This is a genomic window from Rhodococcus sp. WB1 (assembly GCF_001700945.1).
GTDB classification, from domain to species: domain Bacteria; phylum Actinomycetota; class Actinomycetes; order Mycobacteriales; family Mycobacteriaceae; genus Rhodococcus; species Rhodococcus aetherivorans.
In genome coordinates, this window is sequence record NZ_CP015529.1 from 1860409 (window position 1) to 1878983 (window position 18575).

At 70.9% G+C, this 18575-nt stretch carries 15 protein-coding genes; 11 read left to right on the forward strand and 4 right to left on the reverse strand.

Going from position 1 to position 18575, the window contains the following annotated elements; translation table 11 throughout:
• Positions 1–82: 82 nt before the first annotated feature.
• The 4 genes from A4U64_RS08310 to gatB all read left to right on the forward strand — a co-directional run bounded on the left by A4U64_RS08310 (position 83) and on the right by gatB (position 4690).
• The gene (locus A4U64_RS08310) at positions 83–1297 is read left to right on the forward strand and encodes a sensor histidine kinase (protein ID WP_202917350.1); all 1215 of its coding nucleotides are present in this window, start codon (positions 83–85) and stop codon (positions 1295–1297) included.
• A 69-nt stretch (positions 1298–1366) separates the two neighbouring features.
• Complete coding sequence (locus A4U64_RS08315; RefSeq protein ID WP_230304569.1) at positions 1367–1993, forward strand: LuxR C-terminal-related transcriptional regulator; 627 nt, start codon at positions 1367–1369, stop codon at positions 1991–1993.
• 94 nt (positions 1994–2087) lie between these two features.
• Positions 2088–3119: a 6-phosphofructokinase gene (locus tag A4U64_RS08320; RefSeq protein WP_006942344.1), complete on the forward strand. Its 1032-nt coding sequence runs from the start codon at positions 2088–2090 to the stop codon at positions 3117–3119.
• 59 nt (positions 3120–3178) lie between these two features.
• Positions 3179–4690 (forward strand): Asp-tRNA(Asn)/Glu-tRNA(Gln) amidotransferase subunit GatB, encoded by a 1512-nt coding sequence (gene gatB, locus A4U64_RS08325; RefSeq protein ID WP_065922438.1) that lies wholly within the window; start codon positions 3179–3181, stop codon positions 4688–4690.
• Between the two features lie 64 nt (positions 4691–4754).
• Here gatB and A4U64_RS08330 read toward each other — a convergent pair whose 3' ends face one another.
• Positions 4755–5171, reverse strand: a complete 417-nt coding sequence (locus A4U64_RS08330) for a VOC family protein (protein WP_065922439.1) — start codon at positions 5169–5171, stop codon at positions 4755–4757.
• A 285-nt stretch (positions 5172–5456) separates the two neighbouring features.
• On the opposite strand from A4U64_RS08330, the gene A4U64_RS08335 reads away from it, so the two are divergent.
• Positions 5457–6407, forward strand: coding sequence for a linear amide C-N hydrolase (locus tag A4U64_RS08335; RefSeq protein ID WP_065922440.1), 951 nt, complete (start codon positions 5457–5459; stop codon positions 6405–6407).
• A 25-nt stretch (positions 6408–6432) separates the two neighbouring features.
• On the opposite strand, the gene A4U64_RS08340 is transcribed toward A4U64_RS08335, so the two are convergent.
• Positions 6433–7545: a PQQ-dependent sugar dehydrogenase gene (locus A4U64_RS08340; protein WP_006947419.1), complete on the reverse strand. Its 1113-nt coding sequence runs from the start codon at positions 7543–7545 to the stop codon at positions 6433–6435.
• A 112-nt stretch (positions 7546–7657) separates the two neighbouring features.
• Here A4U64_RS08340 and A4U64_RS08345 point away from each other — a divergent pair, with 112 nt between their 5' ends.
• The gene (locus A4U64_RS08345) at positions 7658–8455 is read left to right on the forward strand and encodes a DoxX family protein (RefSeq protein WP_006947421.1); all 798 of its coding nucleotides are present in this window, start codon (positions 7658–7660) and stop codon (positions 8453–8455) included.
• A 54-nt stretch (positions 8456–8509) separates the two neighbouring features.
• Here the strand turns inward: A4U64_RS08345 and ilvD are convergent, their stop codons facing one another.
• Together ilvD and A4U64_RS08355 are read right to left on the reverse strand one after the other, a co-directional pair.
• Positions 8510–10351, reverse strand: coding sequence for a dihydroxy-acid dehydratase (ilvD, locus tag A4U64_RS08350; protein WP_029544422.1), 1842 nt, complete (start codon positions 10349–10351; stop codon positions 8510–8512).
• Positions 10352–10491: 140 nt separating this feature from the next.
• Complete coding sequence (locus tag A4U64_RS08355; RefSeq protein WP_065922441.1) at positions 10492–10965, reverse strand: PH domain-containing protein; 474 nt, start codon at positions 10963–10965, stop codon at positions 10492–10494.
• Positions 10966–11231: 266 nt separating this feature from the next.
• Here A4U64_RS08355 and A4U64_RS08360 point away from each other — a divergent pair, with 266 nt between their 5' ends.
• The 5 genes from A4U64_RS08360 (at position 11232) to serA (ending at position 18558) form a co-directional block, all read left to right on the forward strand.
• Complete coding sequence (locus A4U64_RS08360) at positions 11232–13178, forward strand: acetolactate synthase large subunit (RefSeq protein WP_006934250.1); 1947 nt, start codon at positions 11232–11234, stop codon at positions 13176–13178.
• Entirely contained in the window at positions 13175–13678 is a 504-nt protein-coding gene (gene ilvN / locus A4U64_RS08365) for an acetolactate synthase small subunit (protein WP_006934252.1), read from the forward strand. The genes A4U64_RS08360 and ilvN overlap by 4 nt, the downstream gene beginning before the upstream one ends.
• Before the next feature lie 50 nt (positions 13679–13728).
• Positions 13729–14730: a ketol-acid reductoisomerase gene (ilvC, locus tag A4U64_RS08370; protein ID WP_029544417.1), complete on the forward strand. Its 1002-nt coding sequence runs from the start codon at positions 13729–13731 to the stop codon at positions 14728–14730.
• Between the two features lie 76 nt (positions 14731–14806).
• The gene (locus A4U64_RS08375; protein ID WP_043796513.1) at positions 14807–16513 is read left to right on the forward strand and encodes a SulP family inorganic anion transporter; all 1707 of its coding nucleotides are present in this window, start codon (positions 14807–14809) and stop codon (positions 16511–16513) included.
• Positions 16514–16965: 452 nt separating this feature from the next.
• Entirely contained in the window at positions 16966–18558 is a 1593-nt protein-coding gene (gene serA, locus A4U64_RS08380) for a phosphoglycerate dehydrogenase (protein ID WP_006934257.1), read from the forward strand.
• Positions 18559–18575: the final 17 nt, after the last annotated feature.

Here is an 18575-nt window from a genome sequence, read left to right on the forward strand (position 1 = left end):
GGGACCGGCGCGGATCCCACACCGGAGCGGTCCGGCCGCGGCCGTCTGCCCCCACGGAGCCAGGCGCATCTCACCCCCTGGTATGACGACAGTGCGGGCGTCCCGTGCCTACCGTGGTGCCGTGCGCTGGACGAGAGAACGCGGCCGAGGCCGCTGGTGGACGATCGCGATCGTGGCGGCGACGCTGATCCTGTACGCGGTCGCGTGGCCCACGTTGCACCTCACCCACGAGGTGCCCGCACCGCTGATGCCCGTCGTCGCGGCGCTCGCGGCCGGGCCGTTCGTGGCGATCCGGACCGATCCCGCCCTCGGGTGGGCGGTCTCGGCCGGGGCCGCGCTGGCGATCCCGCGCGCCTTCGACCTCGTCCCCGGCTACGACTACCCCTGGCAGGTGGTGCACATCCTCGTGCTGTGCGCGCTGCTCGTCGCGGTGAGCATGCGCGCGTCCCTGCAGATCGCCGGGCTCGTGTGGGCGGCCACCGTGGTGCTGTTCTTCACCCACGTGCCGGGGCAGAACGGCTGGGGCTGGGCGCTCGGCCTGACCGCGATGGCGGTGTTCGGCCTGCTCGTGCGGTGGCTCGTGCTCTCCCGGCGGCAGCTGGCCCGGCAGGAGGAGGTCAGCGAACTCGAGCGGGCCCGCCGCGCGATCCTCGAGGAGAAGGCCCGCATCGCCCGCGACCTGCACGACATCGTCGCGCACCACATGTCCCTCGTCGTGGTGCAGGCGCAGAGCGCCCCGTACCGCCTGCCCGAGGTCCCCGAACCGGTGCGCGCGGAGTTCGAATCCATCGGGGCGACCGCGCGCGAGGCGCTCAACGAGGTGCGCGGCATGCTCGGCGTGCTCCGGAGCGACAACCTCGCCGACGTCAGCGACGGCGACGGCGAACGGGCGCAGGCTCCCCAGCCCGGCCTCGACCGGCTCGGCGACCTGTTCGAGGGCGCGCGGCGCGCCGGGATGGTCCTGTCCACCGCGACGGACGGTGACCCGGCGGGTGTCTCCGATGCCACCGCGCTCACGGTGTACCGCATCCTGCAGGAGTCGCTCGCCAACGCCGCCCGGCACGCCTCCGGGGCACCGGTCCAGGTCGGCGTGGCGTACGGACCGGACGAGGTGAGCGTGACCGTGCGCAACGGCCCCGGGCGCGCGGAGCCCGGACCCGGGGACCGCGGCGGCGGGAACGGCATCCGCGGCATGGTCGACCGGGCGCTGGCGGTCGGAGGGCGGCTCGTGGCCCATCCCGTCCCGGGCGGTGGATTCGAGGTGCGAGCGCAGCTGCCGCGCGTCCCGGCGGCCTAGGCTGAGGCCGTGACGGACCCGAGCGCAGCCGCGACCCCCATCACCGTGTTGATCGCCGACGACCAGGCCATGGTGCGGCAGGGCTTCGGCGCCCTGCTCGCCGCCCAACCCGACATCAGCGTGGTCGGCGACGCCCCGGACGGTCGGCGGGCCGTCGCGGAGGCGGCCCGCCTGCGACCCGACGTGGTCCTGATGGACGTGCGGATGCCCGAGATGAACGGACTCGACGCTGCCCGGCACATCCTCGCCGGGCGCACCGATCCGCCGACACGTGTGCTGATGCTCACCACCTTCGACATCGACGACTACGTCTACGAGGCACTGGGCCTGGGCGCCAGCGGATTCCTGCTCAAGGACGCGCCCGCCGACGAACTGATCCGGGCGGTCCGCGTCGTCGCCGACGGCCAGGCGCTGCTCGCGCCGACCGTCACGCGCCGCCTCATCGCGGACGTCACCCGCCGGCGGTCGCCGCGCCGCGGCCGCGATCGGGCGCTCGACGTCCTCACCCCGCGCGAACGCGAGGTGCTCGAGCTGATCGCCCGCGGGCTGTCGAACCAGGAGATCGCCGCTCACCTGTTCGTCGCGGAGCAGACGGTCAAGACGCACGTGGGGAAGGTGCTCGGGAAGCTGAACCTGCGGGACCGGGCGCAGGCGGTGGTACTGGCGTACGAGTCCGGACTGGTCGTGCCGGGGTGAGCTGCACCCGCGATCGGGATGCCGCGGGCGCCGCGCCGGGGCAGTATTGCCGGGAGGACCACCGACAACCTGCACGACCGGCACGGAGGTACGGATGACGCGCATCGGCATTCTCACCAGCGGCGGGGACTGCCCCGGCCTGAACGCGGTGATCCGCGGAGCGGTCCTCAAGGGCAGGACCGTCTACGGTCAGGAGTTCGTCGGATTCCTCGACGGCTGGCGTGGTTTGGTGGAAGGCGACGCAATCCCCTTGGATCGCAGCAAGGTTCGGGGATTGTCGCATCAGGGCGGCACCATTCTCGGCACCAGCCGGTTCGGCCCCTATCAAGGACCGAACGGCGGCGCGGAGAACATCGCCCGCACGCTCGAGCGCATGGGTGTCGACGCCGTGATCGCCATCGGCGGCGAGGGCACGGCCGCCGCGTCCAAGCGGCTGTTCGAGGAGGGCATCCGGATCGTCGGAGTGCCGAAGACCATCGACAACGACCTCGGCCAGACGGACTACACCTTCGGCTTCGACACCGCCGTCGAGATCGCGACCGAGGCGATCGACCGGCTGCGCACCACCGGCAACTCGCACAAGCGCTGCATGGTCCTCGAGGTGATGGGCCGGGAGGCGGGGTGGATCGCGCTGCACTCCGGCACCGCCGGGGGTGCCCACGCCATCCTCATCCCCGAACAGCCCGAGAGCATCGAGCAGATCTGCGAATGGGTCACCAGCGTCCGCGACCGTGGCCGGGCCCCCATGGTGGTGGTCGCGGAGGGATTCACCCTGCCGGAGATGACCGAGGCGTACTCCGACAAGGGGCGCGACGAGTTCGACCGGCCGCGGCTCGGCGGCATCGCCGACGTCCTCGCCCCGATGATCGAGGAGCGCACCGGCATCCAGACCCGCGCCACGATCCTGGGCTACATCCAGCGCGGCGGCGTGCCCACGGCCTTCGACCGGGTGCTCGCCACCCGCCTGGGCATGGCGGTCACCGATCTCGTCGCCGACGAGGAGTGGGGGCACATGGTGGCGCTGCACGGAACCGACATCGCCCGGGTCGGTTTCGACGAGGCGCTCGCCAACCACAAGCGGGTGCCGAAGGACCGCTACGAGGAGATGCGGATCATCTTCGGGTGAGGTCGCGCCGCGCGTGAGGGCCGGTTCGCCGCATGGCGGCACCGTCTAAAATCGAGCGCATGACTGCCGCCATGTCCGATGATCTGCTCGCCTACGACGAGGTGCTCGCGAAGTTCGAGCCCGTGATGGGCATGGAGGTGCACGTCGAGCTGCACACCGCGACCAAGATGTTCTGCCCGTGCCCGACCACGTTCGGCGCCGAACCCAACACGCAGGTGTGCCCGGTGTGCCTCGGCCTGCCCGGCTCGCTGCCCGTCGTCAACCAGGCGGCGGTGGAGTCGGCGATCCGCATCGGCCTTGCGCTGAACTGCTCGATCACGCCGTGGGGCCGGTTCGCGCGGAAGAACTACTTCTACCCGGACCAGCCGAAGAACTACCAGATCTCGCAGTACGACGAGCCGATCGCCACCGACGGCTACCTCGACGTGGTCCTCGACGACGGCAGCACGTGGCGCGTGGAGATCGAGCGCGCGCACATGGAGGAGGACACCGGCAAGTCGCTGCACGTCGGTGGCGCCACGGGCCGCATCCACGGGGCGAGCCACTCGCTGCTCGACTACAACCGCGCCGGGGTGCCGCTCATCGAGATCGTCACCAAGCCCATCGTCGGCGCCGGCGAGCGCGCCCCCGAGGTCGCCCGCGCCTACGTCACCGCGCTGCGGGACCTGCTGAAGGCCCTCGACGTGTCCGACGTGCGCATGGACCAGGGCTCGATGCGCTGCGACGCCAACCTCTCCCTCAACCCGATCGGAGCGGCGGAGTTCGGCACCCGCACCGAGACGAAGAACGTCAACTCGCTCAAGTCGGTCGAGGTCGCCGTGCGGTACGAGATGCGCCGCCAGGCCGCGGTCCTGACCGCGGGCGGCACGGTGATCCAGGAGACCCGGCACTTCCAGGAGGCCGACAGCACCACCTCGCCGGGCCGGCGCAAGGAGACCGCGGAGGACTACCGCTACTTCCCGGAACCGGACCTCGAACCGATCGCCCCGAGCGCGGAGTGGATCGAGGACCTGCGCGCCACCCTCCCCGAGCTGCCGTGGCTGCGGCGCGCCCGGATCCAGGCCGAGTGGGGCATCTCCGACGAGGAGATGCGCGACCTCGTCAACGCCGGCGCCCTGGACCTGATCATCGCCACCACCGAGGCCGGCGCCCCCGCCTCCGAGTCCCGGTCCTGGTGGGTCGCCTACCTGGCCCAGCAGGCCAACACCCGCGGCGTCGAGCTCGTCGAGCTGCCGATCACCCCGGAGCAGGTCGCGCAGGTGATCGCCCTCGTCGCCGACGGCACGCTCACCAACAAGCTCGCCCGCAAGGTCGTCGACTACGTGCTCGCCGGTGAGGGCGACCCGAAGCAGATCCTCGCTGCGCACCCCGAACTCGTGGTCGTGCGCGACGACTCGCTCATCAAGTCGGAGGTGGAGAAGGCGCTGGCCGCCAACCCCGACATCGCCGACAAGATCCGCAGCGGCAAGGTCCAGGCGGCCGGCAAGATCGTCGGCGACGTGATGAAGGCCACCCGCGGCCAGGCCGACCCGGCCCTGGTCAAGGAGCTCGTGCTCGCAGCCTGCAGCTGAGTTCTTCCACGAGAGGTTCTTCCGCGAGCGGGCGGCCTGCCGGGATGGCAGGCCGCCCGTGTGTCTACTGCGAATCGCCGGCGATGTTCACCATCCACTGGATGCCGAACTTGTCGGTGCACATGCCGAAGTGGTCGCCCCACGGTGCTCGCTCGAGCGGCATGGCGATGGTTCCGCCGTCGCTCAGCTGGTCCCAGTAGCCCCGCAGCTCGGCCTCGTCGTCGCCGCTGAGCGAGATCGAGATGTTGTCCCCCGGGTTGTAGCTCATCTGGTTGGGGGTGTCCGCCGCCATCAGGACGAGACCGTTCGGGCTCGCCAGCATCGAATGCATGATCTTGTCCTGCTCGGACGGGTCGTCGCTCGCGTGCATCTCCGCGAACGTGCTCACATTCAATTCTCCGCCGAACACGGCTCGGTAGAACTCCATGGCCTGTCGGGCATTGTCGCGAAAGCTGATGTACGGATTCAGGCGTGTGGTCATGCGGGCCCCTCCCTCGGGCGTGCCACTGCTTCGGACCGATCGGCGACATTGTTGCATCGTCCCGGGTCGAACGGGGAAGTGTGCCGGAAGCAATTGCAACACAGCCGAATTCGAGTAATCCGAACCGTCGCGGGAGCGGGTGCGGGTGGATCCGCCGCGAAAACGCTGAGATTCGACCGAAACGTCCGTATTGTCACTGTCGTCGTGGGGCGGGTCGACGCTCACGGCGCACGGGCGGCCGGATTTCTCGTCGGACATCGTGGAGGATCAATGTGCACTCGGGCAATGTGGACCGGTAGCGGGCACGGCGTTCTCGTCGGCCGGAACATGGACTGGCGCGAGGAGATGGACACGAACCTGTGGTCGCTTCCGCGGGGGGTCGACAGGATCGGGCACGACCGCGATCCCGACCCGGTGACCTGGACGGCCCGGTACGGCAGTCTCGTGGCCGCCGTCTGGGACAACGCCACGAGCGACGGGATCAACGAGCGCGGCCTGGCCGCCCACGTGCTGTGGCTCGCGGAGGCGGACTTCGGGGAACGGGACCCGGAACTGCCCGCGCTCGCGGTGTCCCTGTGGCCGCAGATCTTCCTGGACCTGTGCGGCACCGTCGACGAGTGCCTCGCCCTGATGGCCGAGCGGCCCTTCCAGGTCCGACCGTTGATCGAGCCGCGCTCCCAGCGTCCCGCGACCGTGCATCTGGCCCTCGAGGACGCGAGCGGTGACTCCCTGATCCTCGAGCACATCGGTGGAACGCTGCGGGTACATCACGGCCGCGCGAACACCGTCATGACGAACTCACCGCCGTACGACGAGCAGATCGAGCTCCGGAAGAGCTTTACCGGTTTCGGGGGATCCGAGCCGCTGCCCGGCACCACGGAGGCGTCCGACCGCTTCGTCCGGGCAAGTTACTATCTCGACCGGCTGCCCGCCGTGGAGACCCCGGCCCGTGCGTATGCGGCGCTGCTCAGCGTCATGCGCAATGTCGCGCAACCGTTCGGCGAACCCGATCCGCAACGGCCGAACATCTCGATGACGATCTGGCGCACGCTGACGGACCTGACCGAGGGGCTGTACATGTTCGAATCGTCGTTCAGCCCGAACATCGTGTGGACCCGGTCGGCCGACCTGGACTTCTCGACCTGCCGCAAGCTCGACCTTGCGAAACCGGGCCTGCTGGGCAACGTGAGCGGCGCGTTCACCGACGCGGCCGAGCCGCCCTTCACGCTGTCGTGACGTACCCCGAGACGAACGGTTCCGGCTAGTCGAAGCCGCCCCCGCCGGCGGGGAACTGGATCAGCACGACCCGATCGTCGTTCGGGCCCGGTTCGCCGCCGGCCTTGTTGACGGTGGACACCCACAGCTGCCCGTCGCCGCCCGCCGACGCGCCGCCGAGACGGCCGTAGCGGTCCTGCACCGCCGGCACGGGCGCCGCCGTCACCGCCCCTGTTCCCGGATCGATGGCGACCACCGCAACCGCCTTGCCGTCCGTCAGCGACACCGCGACCGCGTCCGCACCGGCCGCGCATCCGGCCACGCCCGGACGCTCGGGCCACGTCCAGGCGGGGGACGCGCCCACCGCGCCGTCCACGCCGACACGCTGCAGCCGGTCCTCGAGCGCGGTGCGGTCGGTGACCCACAGGTTCCCGGCGGGATCCCGGCACACGTCGCCGGCCGTTCCGATCCCCGAGAGCACGACCGACGGCGCCGCGGCCGCGCCCGGCGCCGGCAGAGGCATCCGCAGCAGCTTCCCGGCGAGCGACGCCGGATCGGCGGCCGCGGCCGGATTCCCGGCGTCACCGGTGAGCACCACCAGGTCGGTGGGTGAGGTGAACTCGAGCGCGCCCGCGTTCCCGCTCGCCCCCCGCGGGATGCCGGTGAACACGGGCTTCGGGACGTCGCCCGCGGCGAGCCGCACGACGCGGTTGTCGGTCGGGGTGGTGATGTAGGCGTAGAGCAGCCGATCCTCGTCGAAGGTCGGCGACAGCGCGAGATCGAGCAGCCCGCCGTCGCCGGAACCGTCGACCGGCACGGTGGCCACCTCCACCGGTTCCGTCCGCGGTGCCACCCGCAGGATCCGGCCCGTGCGCCGCTCCGCGACGAGAGCGGAGCCGCCGTCCGGCATGGTGACCAGCCCTCCCGTGGTGTCGAGGCACGTGGCGACCACCGCGGGGTCGGGGTCCTGACACGGGCCCGGCGGTGTCGGCGGTGCGCCCGGCGTCGTGGTCGTCGTCGGGGGCTCGAGCGGTTCGAGTTCGGCGCCCGCGTCGAAGCTCGGCTCCGGCGTGAACGGGGTGGTGGTCGCGTCGTCGAAACGGGCACACGACGTGGTGAGGGCGAGCAGACCCACGATCGACGCGACCGTCGCTCGCATCCGTCGCGACCCACCGACTCTCGCGCGCCTCGTCATGACCATGACGTTACCGGGGCGGCGCGCCCCGACTCGGTTCCCGGGTCGGCCGACCCGGGCGACCTACCCTGGTTCGGTGACCGACAAGGCGAAAGACCACGTCCCGGAGCCGACGCCGCAGGATGCCGCGGAGCCGGTGTCGAGTCCCTACGACAATCCCACCCTGGAGCTGCAGCGCCCCCGCTCGTCGATGCTCGAGTCCGATGACGACCTCGATCTCGACAACTCCGCCTTCGAGCGGCGCGGCCCGGCGCAGTACGGGTACGCGGACTCTGACGTCGCCCCCACCGAGCGGATGCACCGGTACGAGCCCGCGGGCGCCGTCGCGGCGCCGATCGGAGCGGAGACCGGTGCCGCGCCCGGGCCGGCGAAGGCGCGCCGCGGCACACTGGACCTGGGGTTGCTCGTGCTGCGGCTCGTCGTCGGCGGCACGATGGTGGTGCACGGGGTGCAGAAGCTGACAGGGCTGTGGGGCGGCCCCGGCATGGACGGGTTCGAGGCGATGCTCGCCGACGCGGGCTACCAGCGTCCGGCCCTGCTCGCGGTGCTCGGTGCGGTGGGGGAGGTGGCGGCCGGAGCGCTGCTGATCCTCGGGTTGCTCACCCCGCTCGCCGCCGCCGCCGTGCTGGCGATCATGATCAACGCGTGGTTGTTCCGGCAGTCCGCCGAGCCGGGACTGCAGTACTTCGCGCCGGACGGGGTGGAGTACGAGACCCTGCTCGCGGCCGCCGCCGCAGTGATCGTGCTGACCGGTCCCGGTCGGGTCGCGGTCGACGGCACCCGCGGCTGGGCGACCCGGCCGTTCGCCGGCTCGCTCGTCGCGCTGCTGCTCGGCGTCGCGGGTGGGGTCTGCCTCTGGATATTCGGCCGCTGACGCGGACGGTGCGTCCTTCGGGCGGCAGGAACAGCCCGAAGGACGCACCGGTGCCTACGGCACCCGGCGGACTGCACCCTTGTCGGCCGAGGTGGCCAACGCGGCGTAGGCGCGCAGGGCGGTGGTGACCGTGCGCTGCCGGTCGACCGGCAGCCACGGGCGCTCCGAAGCCTCCATCTTGGCGCGCCGCTCGGCGAGGACGGCGTCGTCGACGAGGACCTCGAGGGTGCGCGTGGGGACGTCGATGCGGATCCGGTCACCGTTCTCGAGCAGACCGATGACGCCGCCGGACGCCGCCTCGGGCGAGATGTGGCCGATCGACAGTCCCGACGTGCCGCCGGAGAACCGGCCGTCGGTGATCAGGGCGCACTGCTTGCCCAGTCCCGCGCCCTTCAGGAACGCGGTGGGATGCAGCATCTCCTGCATGCCCGGCCCGCCCGACGGTCCCTCGTAGCGGACCACGACGACGTCCCCGGGCTGCACCTTCTTGCCGAGGATCACCGACACGGCCTCCTCCTGCGACTCGACGACCAACGCCGGGCCCTCGAAGGTGAACAGGTCCTCGTCGATGCCGGCGGTCTTGAGGATCGCGCCGTCCGGAGCGAGGTTGCCGCGCAGGACGACCAGTCCGCCCTCGACGGTGTAGGCGTGCTCGACGTCCCGGATGCAGCCGGCCGCGGCGTCCGTGTCCAGCGACGACCAGCGGTTGGCGGTGGAGAACGGCTCGGTGGTGCGGACGCCGCCGGGGGCCGCGTGGAACAGCTCGATCGCCTCGTCGGAGGCCTTGCCGGAGCGCACGTCCCACGTATCGAGCCACTCGTCGAAGCTCGTCGTGTGGACCGTGGTCACGTCCGTCTCGAGCAGCCCGGCGCGGCGCAGCTCGCCGAGGATCGCGGGGATGCCGCCGGCCCGGTGGACGTCTTCCATGTGGTAGTCCGAGTTGGGGGAGACCTTCGCCAGGCACGGCACCTTGCGGCTGATGGCGTCGATCGTGCCGAGGTCGAAGTCGACCTCGCCCTCCTGCGCCGCGGCGAGCGTGTGCAGCACGGTGTTGGTCGAGCCGCCCATCGCGACGTCGAGCGCCATGGCGTTGCGGAACGCGGCGGGGGAGGCGATGTTGCGCGGCAGGACCGACTCGTCCTCGTCCCGGTACCAGCGCAGCGCCGCCTCGACGACCGTGGTGCCGGCCCGCTCGAACAGCGCCCGGCGTGCCGCGTGGGTGGCCAGCGTCGACCCGTTGCCGGGCAGTGCCAGTCCGAGCGCCTCGGTCAGGCAGTTCATGGAGTTCGCGGTGAACATGCCCGAGCACGACCCGCACGTGGGGCAGGCGCTGCGCTCGACCTCGTCGAGGCCGTCGTCGCTGACGGCGTCGTTGGCCGACGCCGAGATCGCGGTGATCAGGTCGGTGGGGGCCTGCGCGACACCGCCGACGACCACCGCCTTGCCGGCCTCCATCGGGCCGCCCGAGACGAACACCGTCGGGATGTTCAGGCGCATCGCGGCATTGAGCATGCCGGGGGTGATCTTGTCGCAGTTGGAGATGCACACCAGCGCGTCGGCGGTGTGCGCATTGACCATGTACTCCACCGAGTCGGCGATGATCTCGCGGCTGGGCAGCGAGTACAGCATGCCGCCGTGGCCCATGGCGATCCCGTCGTCGACGGCGATGGTGTGGAACTCGCGCGGCACACCGCCGGCGGCCCGCACCGCCTCGGCGACGATCTCGCCGACGTCCTTGAGGTGGACGTGGCCGGGCACGAACTGCGTGTAGGAGTTCGCGATCGCGACGATCGGCTTGCCGAAGTCGGAGTCGGTCATGCCGGTGGCGCGCCACAGGGCGCGGGCCCCGGCGGCGTTGCGTCCGGCGGTGGTGGTGCGTGACCTCAACGGGGGCATCGGGTTCCTCGGGGGCTAGGGCTGCTTCGGGGCTGGGGCTGCTTCGGGGCTGTGTGCTGCGCGGGCGCGGCGACGCCGGGGACCGGGCTCCGCCGGACGGGGCCGGAGCGGGCCTGGGCGGCTTCGAATTTACTCGTGTGCTATTTCGACTCGACGTCCGCGTCCGGCACGGTGTCCGCGGCCTGCTCCCGTGCCTCCGCCTCGCGCGCGGCCGCATACGGGTCGGTGATGCGACCGCCGCTACCGGCGGCGAGCTGGGGGAGACGGCCGAACGTGACGACCGGCAGGGGTACCTCGGTGCCGTCGGTGCGGCGGGCGCGCGCCCAGCCCCGCTTGGGGAATCGCAGGCCGTCGAGTTCGTCCCAGGCCAGGGTCCGGGTCGAGAACGCGGACCGGGCGGTGATGCCCTCGGGCCCGACGACGGTGCGCACCCGCAGCACCCACGCGCCGACGAGGAACGGAATCACCACCATCCAGCCGAACGCGGCGGGCCAGGCCAGGGCCGGGGAGGCCACTCCGAGCAGCACGAACCCACATGCGAGCAGCGCGAGCCGGGAAATCTGGATGACCTGCGGCTGCTGTTCGGCCGTATGGGATGATGGGCGTGGTGGCACGGGCTGCTGTGGAGATGACACCTCACCATCTTCCCATTGCAGCCGAGGCATCTCACATTCTGGGACAGGTGACCGAACCAAGTTGACTGTCGGACCTTCGCGCGCCTACCGTCGAGCGCGTGAATCAGAATGGGTTGCTCGTAATCGGCCGGCGCGTCGTCGCCTGAGCCGCTTCTCGCAACTCGCCCACGACGCGCCACCCTCGTACAGCAGATGCTGCTGACGGGGGTTTTTTGTTGCCCGGAGCCAGAACCAGAGGAATCGCAGTGAGCGCACCAACCGCAAGGCCTCAACCTTCGCCGCGCAAGCCCGGGGCCGCAGCCCCGTCGCCCGCGGCCGCGGCCACCCAGTCCGGTAACCGTCGCCAGGTCGCCCCCGAGCGGGTCACCGGCGCACAGTCGGTGGTCCGGGCCCTCGAGGAGCTCGAAGTCGACACGGTATTCGGCATTCCGGGCGGTGCGATCCTCCCCGTCTACGACCCGCTGTTCGACTCGCAGAAGGTCCGGCACGTGCTGGTCCGCCACGAGCAGGGCGCCGGCCACGCCGCGACCGGATACGCCCAGGCCTCCGGCAAGGTCGGCGTGTGCATGGCCACCTCCGGCCCCGGCGCCACCAACCTCGTCACCCCGCTCGCCGACGCGCAGATGGACTCCGTCCCCGTCGTGGCGATCACGGGCCAGGTCGGCCGCGGTCTGATCGGCACCGACGCCTTCCAGGAGGCGGACATCTCGGGCATCACCATGCCGATCACCAAGCACAACTTCCTCGTGACCGACGGCGCCGAGATCCCCCGCGTCCTCGCCGAGGCGTTCTACCTGGCCGCGTCCGGCCGTCCCGGCGCGGTGCTCGTGGACATCCCGAAGGACATCCTGCAGGCCCAGACCACCTTCAGCTGGCCCCCGGAGATGCACCTGCCCGGCTACCGTCCCGTGACCAAGCCGCACGGCAAGCAGGTCCGTGAAGCCGCCCGCCTGATCGCCGAGGCGAAGTCGCCCGTGCTGTACATCGGCGGCGGTGTCATCAAGGCCGAGGCCTCTCCGGAGCTGCTCGAGCTGGCCGAGCTCACCGGCATCCCGGTGGTCACGACGCTCATGGCGCGCGGTGCGTTCCCCGACACCCACCGGCTCAACTGCGGCATGCCCGGCATGCACGGCACCGTCGCGGCGGTCGCCGCCCTGCAGAAGTCCGATCTGCTGATCACGCTCGGCGCGCGGTTCGACGACCGCGTCACCGGTCAGCTCGACTCGTTCGCGCCCGGCGCGAAGGTCATCCACGCGGACATCGACCCGGCCGAGATCGGCAAGAACCGGCACGCCGACGTGCCGATCGTGGGTGACTGCAAGGAGGTGATCGTCGAGCTGATCGAGGCGATCCGTGCGGATCTCGCGACGGGCACCACGCTCGAGTACGCCCAGTGGTGGGAGTACCTGGACGGGATCCGCCGCACCTACCCGCTCAGCTACGACCGGCCCGCCGACGGCATGCTCTCGCCGGAGTTCGTGATCCAGAAGGTCGGCAAGCTCGCCGGACCGGACGCGATCTACTGCGCCGGCGTCGGCCAGCACCAGATGTGGGCCGCGCAGTTCATCGACTACGAGAAGCCACGGACCTGGCTCAACTCCGGCGGCCTGGGCACCATGGGCTACGCCGTTCCGGCGGCCATGGGCGCCAAGATGGGCGTGCCCGACGCCGAGGTGTGGGCCATCGACGGCGACGGCTGCTTCCAGATGACCAACCAGGAACTGGCGACCTGCGCGGTGGAGGGTGTGCCGATCAAGGTCGCGCTCATCAACAACGGCAACCTCGGCATGGTGCGGCAGTGGCAGACGCTGTTCTACGAGGAGCGGTACTCGAACACGGACCTGGCCACCCACACCCTGCGCATCCCCGACTTCGTCAAGCTGGCCGAGGCTCTGGGCTGCGTCGGCATCCGCGTCGAGCGCGAGGAGGAGGTCGAGGACGCGATCCGCCAGGCGCAGTCGATCAACGACCGTCCGGTGGTCATCGACTTCATCGTCGGCAAGGACGCCCAGGTGTGGCCGATGGTCGCCGCGGGCACCGGCAACGACGAGATCATGGCGGCGCGGGGCATCCGCCCGCTGTTCGACGAGGACGAGGCGGCCGCCGAGCCGGCCGTCATCCACGAGGCACTCGAGCACGAGAAGCACCCGGACCAGCGCGGCGCCGCAGCAGCAGGAGAGGATCGTCAGTGAGCACCAGTCACACCCTCAGCGTTCTCGTCGAGGACAAGCCGGGCGTGCTGGCCCGCGTGGCGAGCCTGTTCTCCCGCCGCGGGTTCAACATCGAATCCCTCGCGGTGGGCGGCACCGAGATCCCCGAGATCTCCCGGATGACGATCGTCGTCACCGTCGACGAGTTCCCCCTCGAGCAGGTGACCAAGCAGCTCAACAAGCTCGTCAACGTCATCAAGATCGTCGAGCAGGAAGAGGAGGCCTCGGTCGCCCGCGAGCTGCTGCTGATCAAGGTGCGGGCGGACGCGAGCGTGCGGACGCAGGTCATCGAGACGGTGAATCTGTTCCGCGCCAAGGTGATCGACGTCTCGCCCGAGTCGCTCACGATCGAGGCCACCGGTACCCGGTCCAAGCTCGACGCCCTGCTGCGGATGCTCGAGCCCTACGGCATCCGCGAGATCGTGCAGTCCGGGGTCGTCGCGGTCGGACGCGGTCCGAAGTCGATCACGGCCACCCGTTAGCCTGAACACACCCTTATTTGCTGAGAGAGGTAACAACTGTGGCAGTCGAGATGTTCTACGACGACGACGCCGATCTGTCGATCATCCAGGGCCGCAAGGTCGCGGTGATCGGCTACGGCAGCCAGGGACACGCGCACTCGCTGAGCCTGCGCGACTCCGGTGTCGAGGTGCGCATCGGTCTGAAGGAAGGCTCGAAGTCGCGGGCCAAGGCGGAGGAGGCGGGCCTGGCGGTCGGCACCCCGGCCGAGGTCTCCGAGTGGGCGGACGTCATCATGCTGCTGGCGCCCGACACCGCGCAGGCGTCGATCTTCAAGGAGGACATCGCGCCGAACCTGAAGGACGGCGACGCGCTGTTCTTCGGCCACGGCCTGAACATCCACTTCGGTCTCATCGAGGCGCCGGAGTTCGTCACCGTCGCGATGGTCGCCCCGAAGGGCCCCGGCCATCTCGTGCGCCGCCAGTTCGTCGACGGCAAGGGCGTCCCCGCGCTCATCGCCGTCCACCAGGATCCCAAGGGCGAGGGCCAGGCGCTGGCGCTGTCCTACGCCAAGGGCATCGGCGGCACCCGGGCCGGCGTCATCAAGACCACCTTCAAGGAAGAGACCGAGACCGACCTGTTCGGTGAGCAGGCCGTCCTCTGCGGTGGCACCGAGGAACTGGTCAAGACCGGTTTCGACGTGATGGTCGAGGCCGGCTACGCCCCGGAGATGGCGTACTTCGAGGTGCTGCACGAGCTCAAGCTCATCGTCGACCTCATGTACGAGGGCGGCATCGCCCGCATGAACTACTCGGTGTCCGACACCGCCGAGTTCGGTGGCTACCTCTCCGGGCCGCGCGTCATCGACGCCGGCACGAAGGAGCGCATGAAGGAGATCCTGAAGGACATCCAGGACGGCACCTTCGTCAAGCGTCTCGTCGCCAACGTCGAGGGCGGCAACAAGGAGCTCGAGTCGCTGCGCAAGAAGAACGCCGAGCACGGCATCGAGGTCGTCGGCAAGCAGCTGCGCGACCTGATGAGCTGGGTGGACCGCCCGATCACCGAGACCGCCTGATCGGATCCCGCCGCTTCGACGGCCCGGCACCGCTGTGGTGCCGGGCCGTCGGCGTTCCAGGGTGGATAATGCGCTGATGTCCTGGGGCCTGGGAAAGCTGCCGGGGGTCGTCACGGCCCGCACCTACCGCCGGGAGTGGCTGCGCCCCGACATCACCGCCGGCCTGGCACTCACCGCGCTGCTCATCCCCGCGGGCATGGGCTACGCGACGGCCGCCGGGTTGCCCGCCTACGCCGGCCTGTACGCCACGATCGTCCCGCTGCTGGTGTACGCGCTGGTGGGTCCGTCGAAAGTGCTTGTGCTCGGGCCTGATTCGTCCCTCGCCCCGCTCATCGCCGCGGCGGTGCTCCCGCTCGCCGCGACGGGCGACCCGCAGGAGGCGCTCGCGCTCGCGGGGGTTCTGGCCCTGCTCGTGGGCGTGATCCTCGTCGTCGCCGGCTTCCTGCGCCTCGGTTTCGTCACCGAACTGCTGTCCAAGCCCATCAGGCTCGGCTATCTCAACGGCATCGCGCTGGTCGTCGTGGTCGGTCAGCTCCCGAAACTGCTCGGCTTCTCGATCGACGAGCCGGGCCTGCTCCAGGACACCGCCGCGATCGTCCGGGCGGTGGCCGCCGGCGACGTCGACCTCGTCGCGGCGACCGTCGGTGTGGCGTCCCTGGCGGTCATCGTGGCGTTCCGCCTCCTGCGGGCGCGCATCCCGGGTGTCCTGGTCGCCGTGGTCGGGGCGTCCGTGGTGTCCGCGCTGCTCGGCCTCACCGACGAGATCGTCATGGTCGGGGCGCTGCCGTCGGGGCTGCCGACGCCCGATGTGGCAGCGGTGAGCTGGGGCGACGTGCTCGCACTGCTCGGCCCGGCGGCCGGCGTCGCGCTCATCGCGTTCGCCGACACCGGCGTGCTCTCGCGCACGTTCGCCGCCCGCCGCGGCGACGACGTGGACGGCAGCACCGAGATGAAGGCCATCGGCGCCGCCAACGTCGCGACCGGGCTGTTCAGCGGTTTCCCCATCTCGGCGAGCTCGTCGCGCACGCCCGTCGCCGAGCAGAACGGTGCCCGCACCCAGCTCGTCGGGGTGGTCGGCGCCGCCGCCGTGCTGCTGTTCGTGCTGCTCGCGCCCGGCGCGACCGCCTATCTGCCCGAGGCGACCCTCGCCGCGGTCGTCCTCGTCGCCGCCTCGGCACTCATCGACGTGCGCGGCGTGATCCGCATGTGGCGGATGAGCCGGATCGAGGCCGGTCTCGCGGCGGCGGCCTTCCTCGGAGTGGCGCTCGTCGGGGTGCTCGAGGGGATTCTCGTCGCCATCGGGCTCTCCTTCGTCGCCGTCGTGGGACACGCATGGTCGCCGTACCGCACCGAACTCGTCGAGCTCACCCGCGTCGCGGGTTTCCACGACATCAACCGCCACCCCGAGGGGCATCGGATCCCGGGCCTGCTGCTCGTGCGGTTCGACGCCCCGCTGTTCTTCGCCAACGGCTCGATCTTCGACGACTACGTCCGCTCGCTGGTCGCGAAATCGCCCGAGCCGGTCGAGTGGGTCGTGATCGCCGCGGAACCGATCACCGGCCTCGACACCACCGCCGTCGACGAACTCGTCGACCTGGACCGGTACCTGGCGGGCAAGGGCATCCACCTGGCCTTCGCCGCGATGAAGGGTCCGATCAAGGACCGGCTGGTGCGGTTCGGGCTGGGAGATCGGTTCACCCGGGACCGCTTCTATCCGACGGTCCGCACCGCCGTCGTCGCGTTCCGGCACCGGCGATCCACCGCGGGTCCCGGCCCCGCATAGCCGGGGCACGGCGTTCCGCCCTCGCGGTCCACTCGCGCCGGGCCGCGGCCTGGTGCAGGGTCCCGGCGAAACGGTGCCCGTGCGAACGGAACTCGTCGGTGGTCTGCGAGCGACGTTCCCCCGGGCGCAGGTTCGCCGGACCACAGGTGCCACCCGGACGGTCCCGCTCCGGAACCGGAATGCGGCTCGCGCCGGGACGGCGGCACCAGGTACCGGATCGGCCGGAGGGCCTTCCCGGCTCGGATTCGCCGGCGTTCGGGTCCGAACGGACCGCGGCCGTGGCGCCGCGGGCGTGGGTCGTTTCGTACCAGTAGGCAACCCATTCCGGGGCCGTGGCCCCGGGGCCACGGCCCGGGCACTAAACTGAGCCCGGTCACGGCTGCATTCGCGCACCTCGGGGTGCGGCGCCGTCGACGACCCGTCAGACAAACCAACCACAGGGGAGTTCGCACGTGAGCCAGAATGGCCGTCCCGTTGTCCTGATCGCCGACAAGCTGGCGCAGTCGACCGTCGATGCGCTCGGTGACGGTGTCGAGGTGCGCTGGGTCGACGGTCCGGACCGTCCCGCGCTGCTCGCGGCGGTGCCCGAGGCGGACGCCCTGCTGGTCCGTTCGGCGACCACGGTCGACGCCGAGGTCCTCGCCGCCGCCACGAGGCTGAAGATCGTCGGTCGCGCCGGCGTCGGCCTCGACAACGTCGACATCCCGGCCGCCACCGAGCGCGGTGTGATGGTCGTCAACGCTCCGACGTCCAACATCCATTCGGCCGCCGAGCACGCCGTGGCGCTGCTGATGGCCACGGCCCGGCAGATCCCCGCCGCCGACCGCACCCTGCGTGAGCGCACCTGGAAGCGTTCGAGCTTCAACGGCACCGAGATCCTGGGCAAGACGGTCGGCGTCGTCGGTCTGGGCCGGATCGGGCAGCTGTTCGCGCAGCGCCTCGCCGCCTTCGAGACCCACGTCATCGCCTACGACCCCTACCTGCCGCCGGCCCGTGCCGCCCAGCTCGGGATCGAACTGGTCGACATCGACGAGCTGATCGAGCGTGCCGACTTCATCTCCGTGCACCTGCCCAAGACCAAGGAGACGGCCGGCCTGATCAACGCCGAGCGGCTCGCGCGGGCCAAGGACGGCGTCATCATCGTCAACGCCGCCCGCGGTGGTCTCATCGACGAGGACGCCCTCCACGACGCCCTCGTCTCCGGCAAGGTTCGCGCCGCCGGCCTCGACGTCTTCCACTCCGAACCCTGCACGGACTCGAAGCTGTTCGACCTCGACAACACCGTCGTCACCCCGCACCTCGGCGCCTCCACGACCGAGGCCCAGGACCGCGCCGGAACCGACGTCGCCAAGAGCGTGCTGCTGGCCCTGGCCGGTGAGTTCGTCCCGGACGCCGTGAACGTCTCCGGCGGCCCGGTCGGCGAGGAGGTCGCACCGTGGCTCGAGCTCGTGCGCAAGCTCGGCCTGATCGCCGGCACCCTCTCGCCGGAGGCGGTGCAGAACGTGCAGGTCGTCGCCAGCGGCGAACTCTCCGCGGAGAACGTCGAGATCCTCGGCCTCGCCGCGCTGCGCGGCCTGTTCTCCGCCAGCAGCGACGAGCCGGTCACCTTCGTCAACGCCCCGGCCCTCGCCGAGCAGCGCGGCGTGAGTGTCGAGGTCGACAAGCACAGCGAGGCCTCCACCCACCGCAGCGCGGTGGAGGTCCGCGCCGTGGCCGCCGACGGTCTCGTCACCACCGTCACCGGTGCGCTGACCGGCCTGCAGCAGATCGAGAAGATCGTCAACATCAACGGCCGCAGCTTCGACCTGCGCGCCGAGGGCCACAACCTCGTCGTCCACTACGAGGATCGCCCGGGCGTGCTCGGTGTCCTCGGCACGGTCCTCGGCAACGCCGGGATCGACATCCAGGCGGCGGCACTGAGCCAGGACGTCGAGGGCCCCGGCGCCACGGTGATCCTGCGGGTCGACCGGGTCGTCGGCGACACCGAGGTCGCGCAGATCGTGGAGCGGCTCGACGCCCGCGTCGCGCAGGTCGACCTGTCCTGAACCACCCCCCGCTGTAT

What these genes read in the sequence shown, in the direction of transcription:
- A4U64_RS08310 (WP_202917350.1), top strand. Translation starts at nt 83, where the DNA reads ATGACGACAGTGCGGGCGTCCCGTGCCTACCGTGGTGCCGTGCGCTGG.
- A4U64_RS08315 (WP_230304569.1), top strand. Translation starts at nt 1,367, where the DNA reads ATGGTGCGGCAGGGCTTCGGCGCCCTGCTCGCCGCCCAACCCGACATC.
- A4U64_RS08320 (WP_006942344.1), top strand. Translation starts at nt 2,088, where the DNA reads ATGACGCGCATCGGCATTCTCACCAGCGGCGGGGACTGCCCCGGCCTG.
- gatB (WP_065922438.1), top strand. Translation starts at nt 3,179, where the DNA reads ATGACTGCCGCCATGTCCGATGATCTGCTCGCCTACGACGAGGTGCTC.
- A4U64_RS08330 (WP_065922439.1), bottom strand. Translation starts at nt 5,171, where the DNA reads ATGACCACACGCCTGAATCCGTACATCAGCTTTCGCGACAATGCCCGA.
- A4U64_RS08335 (WP_065922440.1), top strand. Translation starts at nt 5,457, where the DNA reads ATGTGGACCGGTAGCGGGCACGGCGTTCTCGTCGGCCGGAACATGGAC.
- A4U64_RS08340 (WP_006947419.1), bottom strand. Translation starts at nt 7,545, where the DNA reads ATGCGAGCGACGGTCGCGTCGATCGTGGGTCTGCTCGCCCTCACCACG.
- ilvD (WP_029544422.1), bottom strand. Translation starts at nt 10,351, where the DNA reads ATGCCCCCGTTGAGGTCACGCACCACCACCGCCGGACGCAACGCCGCC.
- ilvC (WP_029544417.1), top strand. Translation starts at nt 13,729, where the DNA reads ATGTTCTACGACGACGACGCCGATCTGTCGATCATCCAGGGCCGCAAG.
- A4U64_RS08375 (WP_043796513.1), top strand. Translation starts at nt 14,807, where the DNA reads ATGTCCTGGGGCCTGGGAAAGCTGCCGGGGGTCGTCACGGCCCGCACC.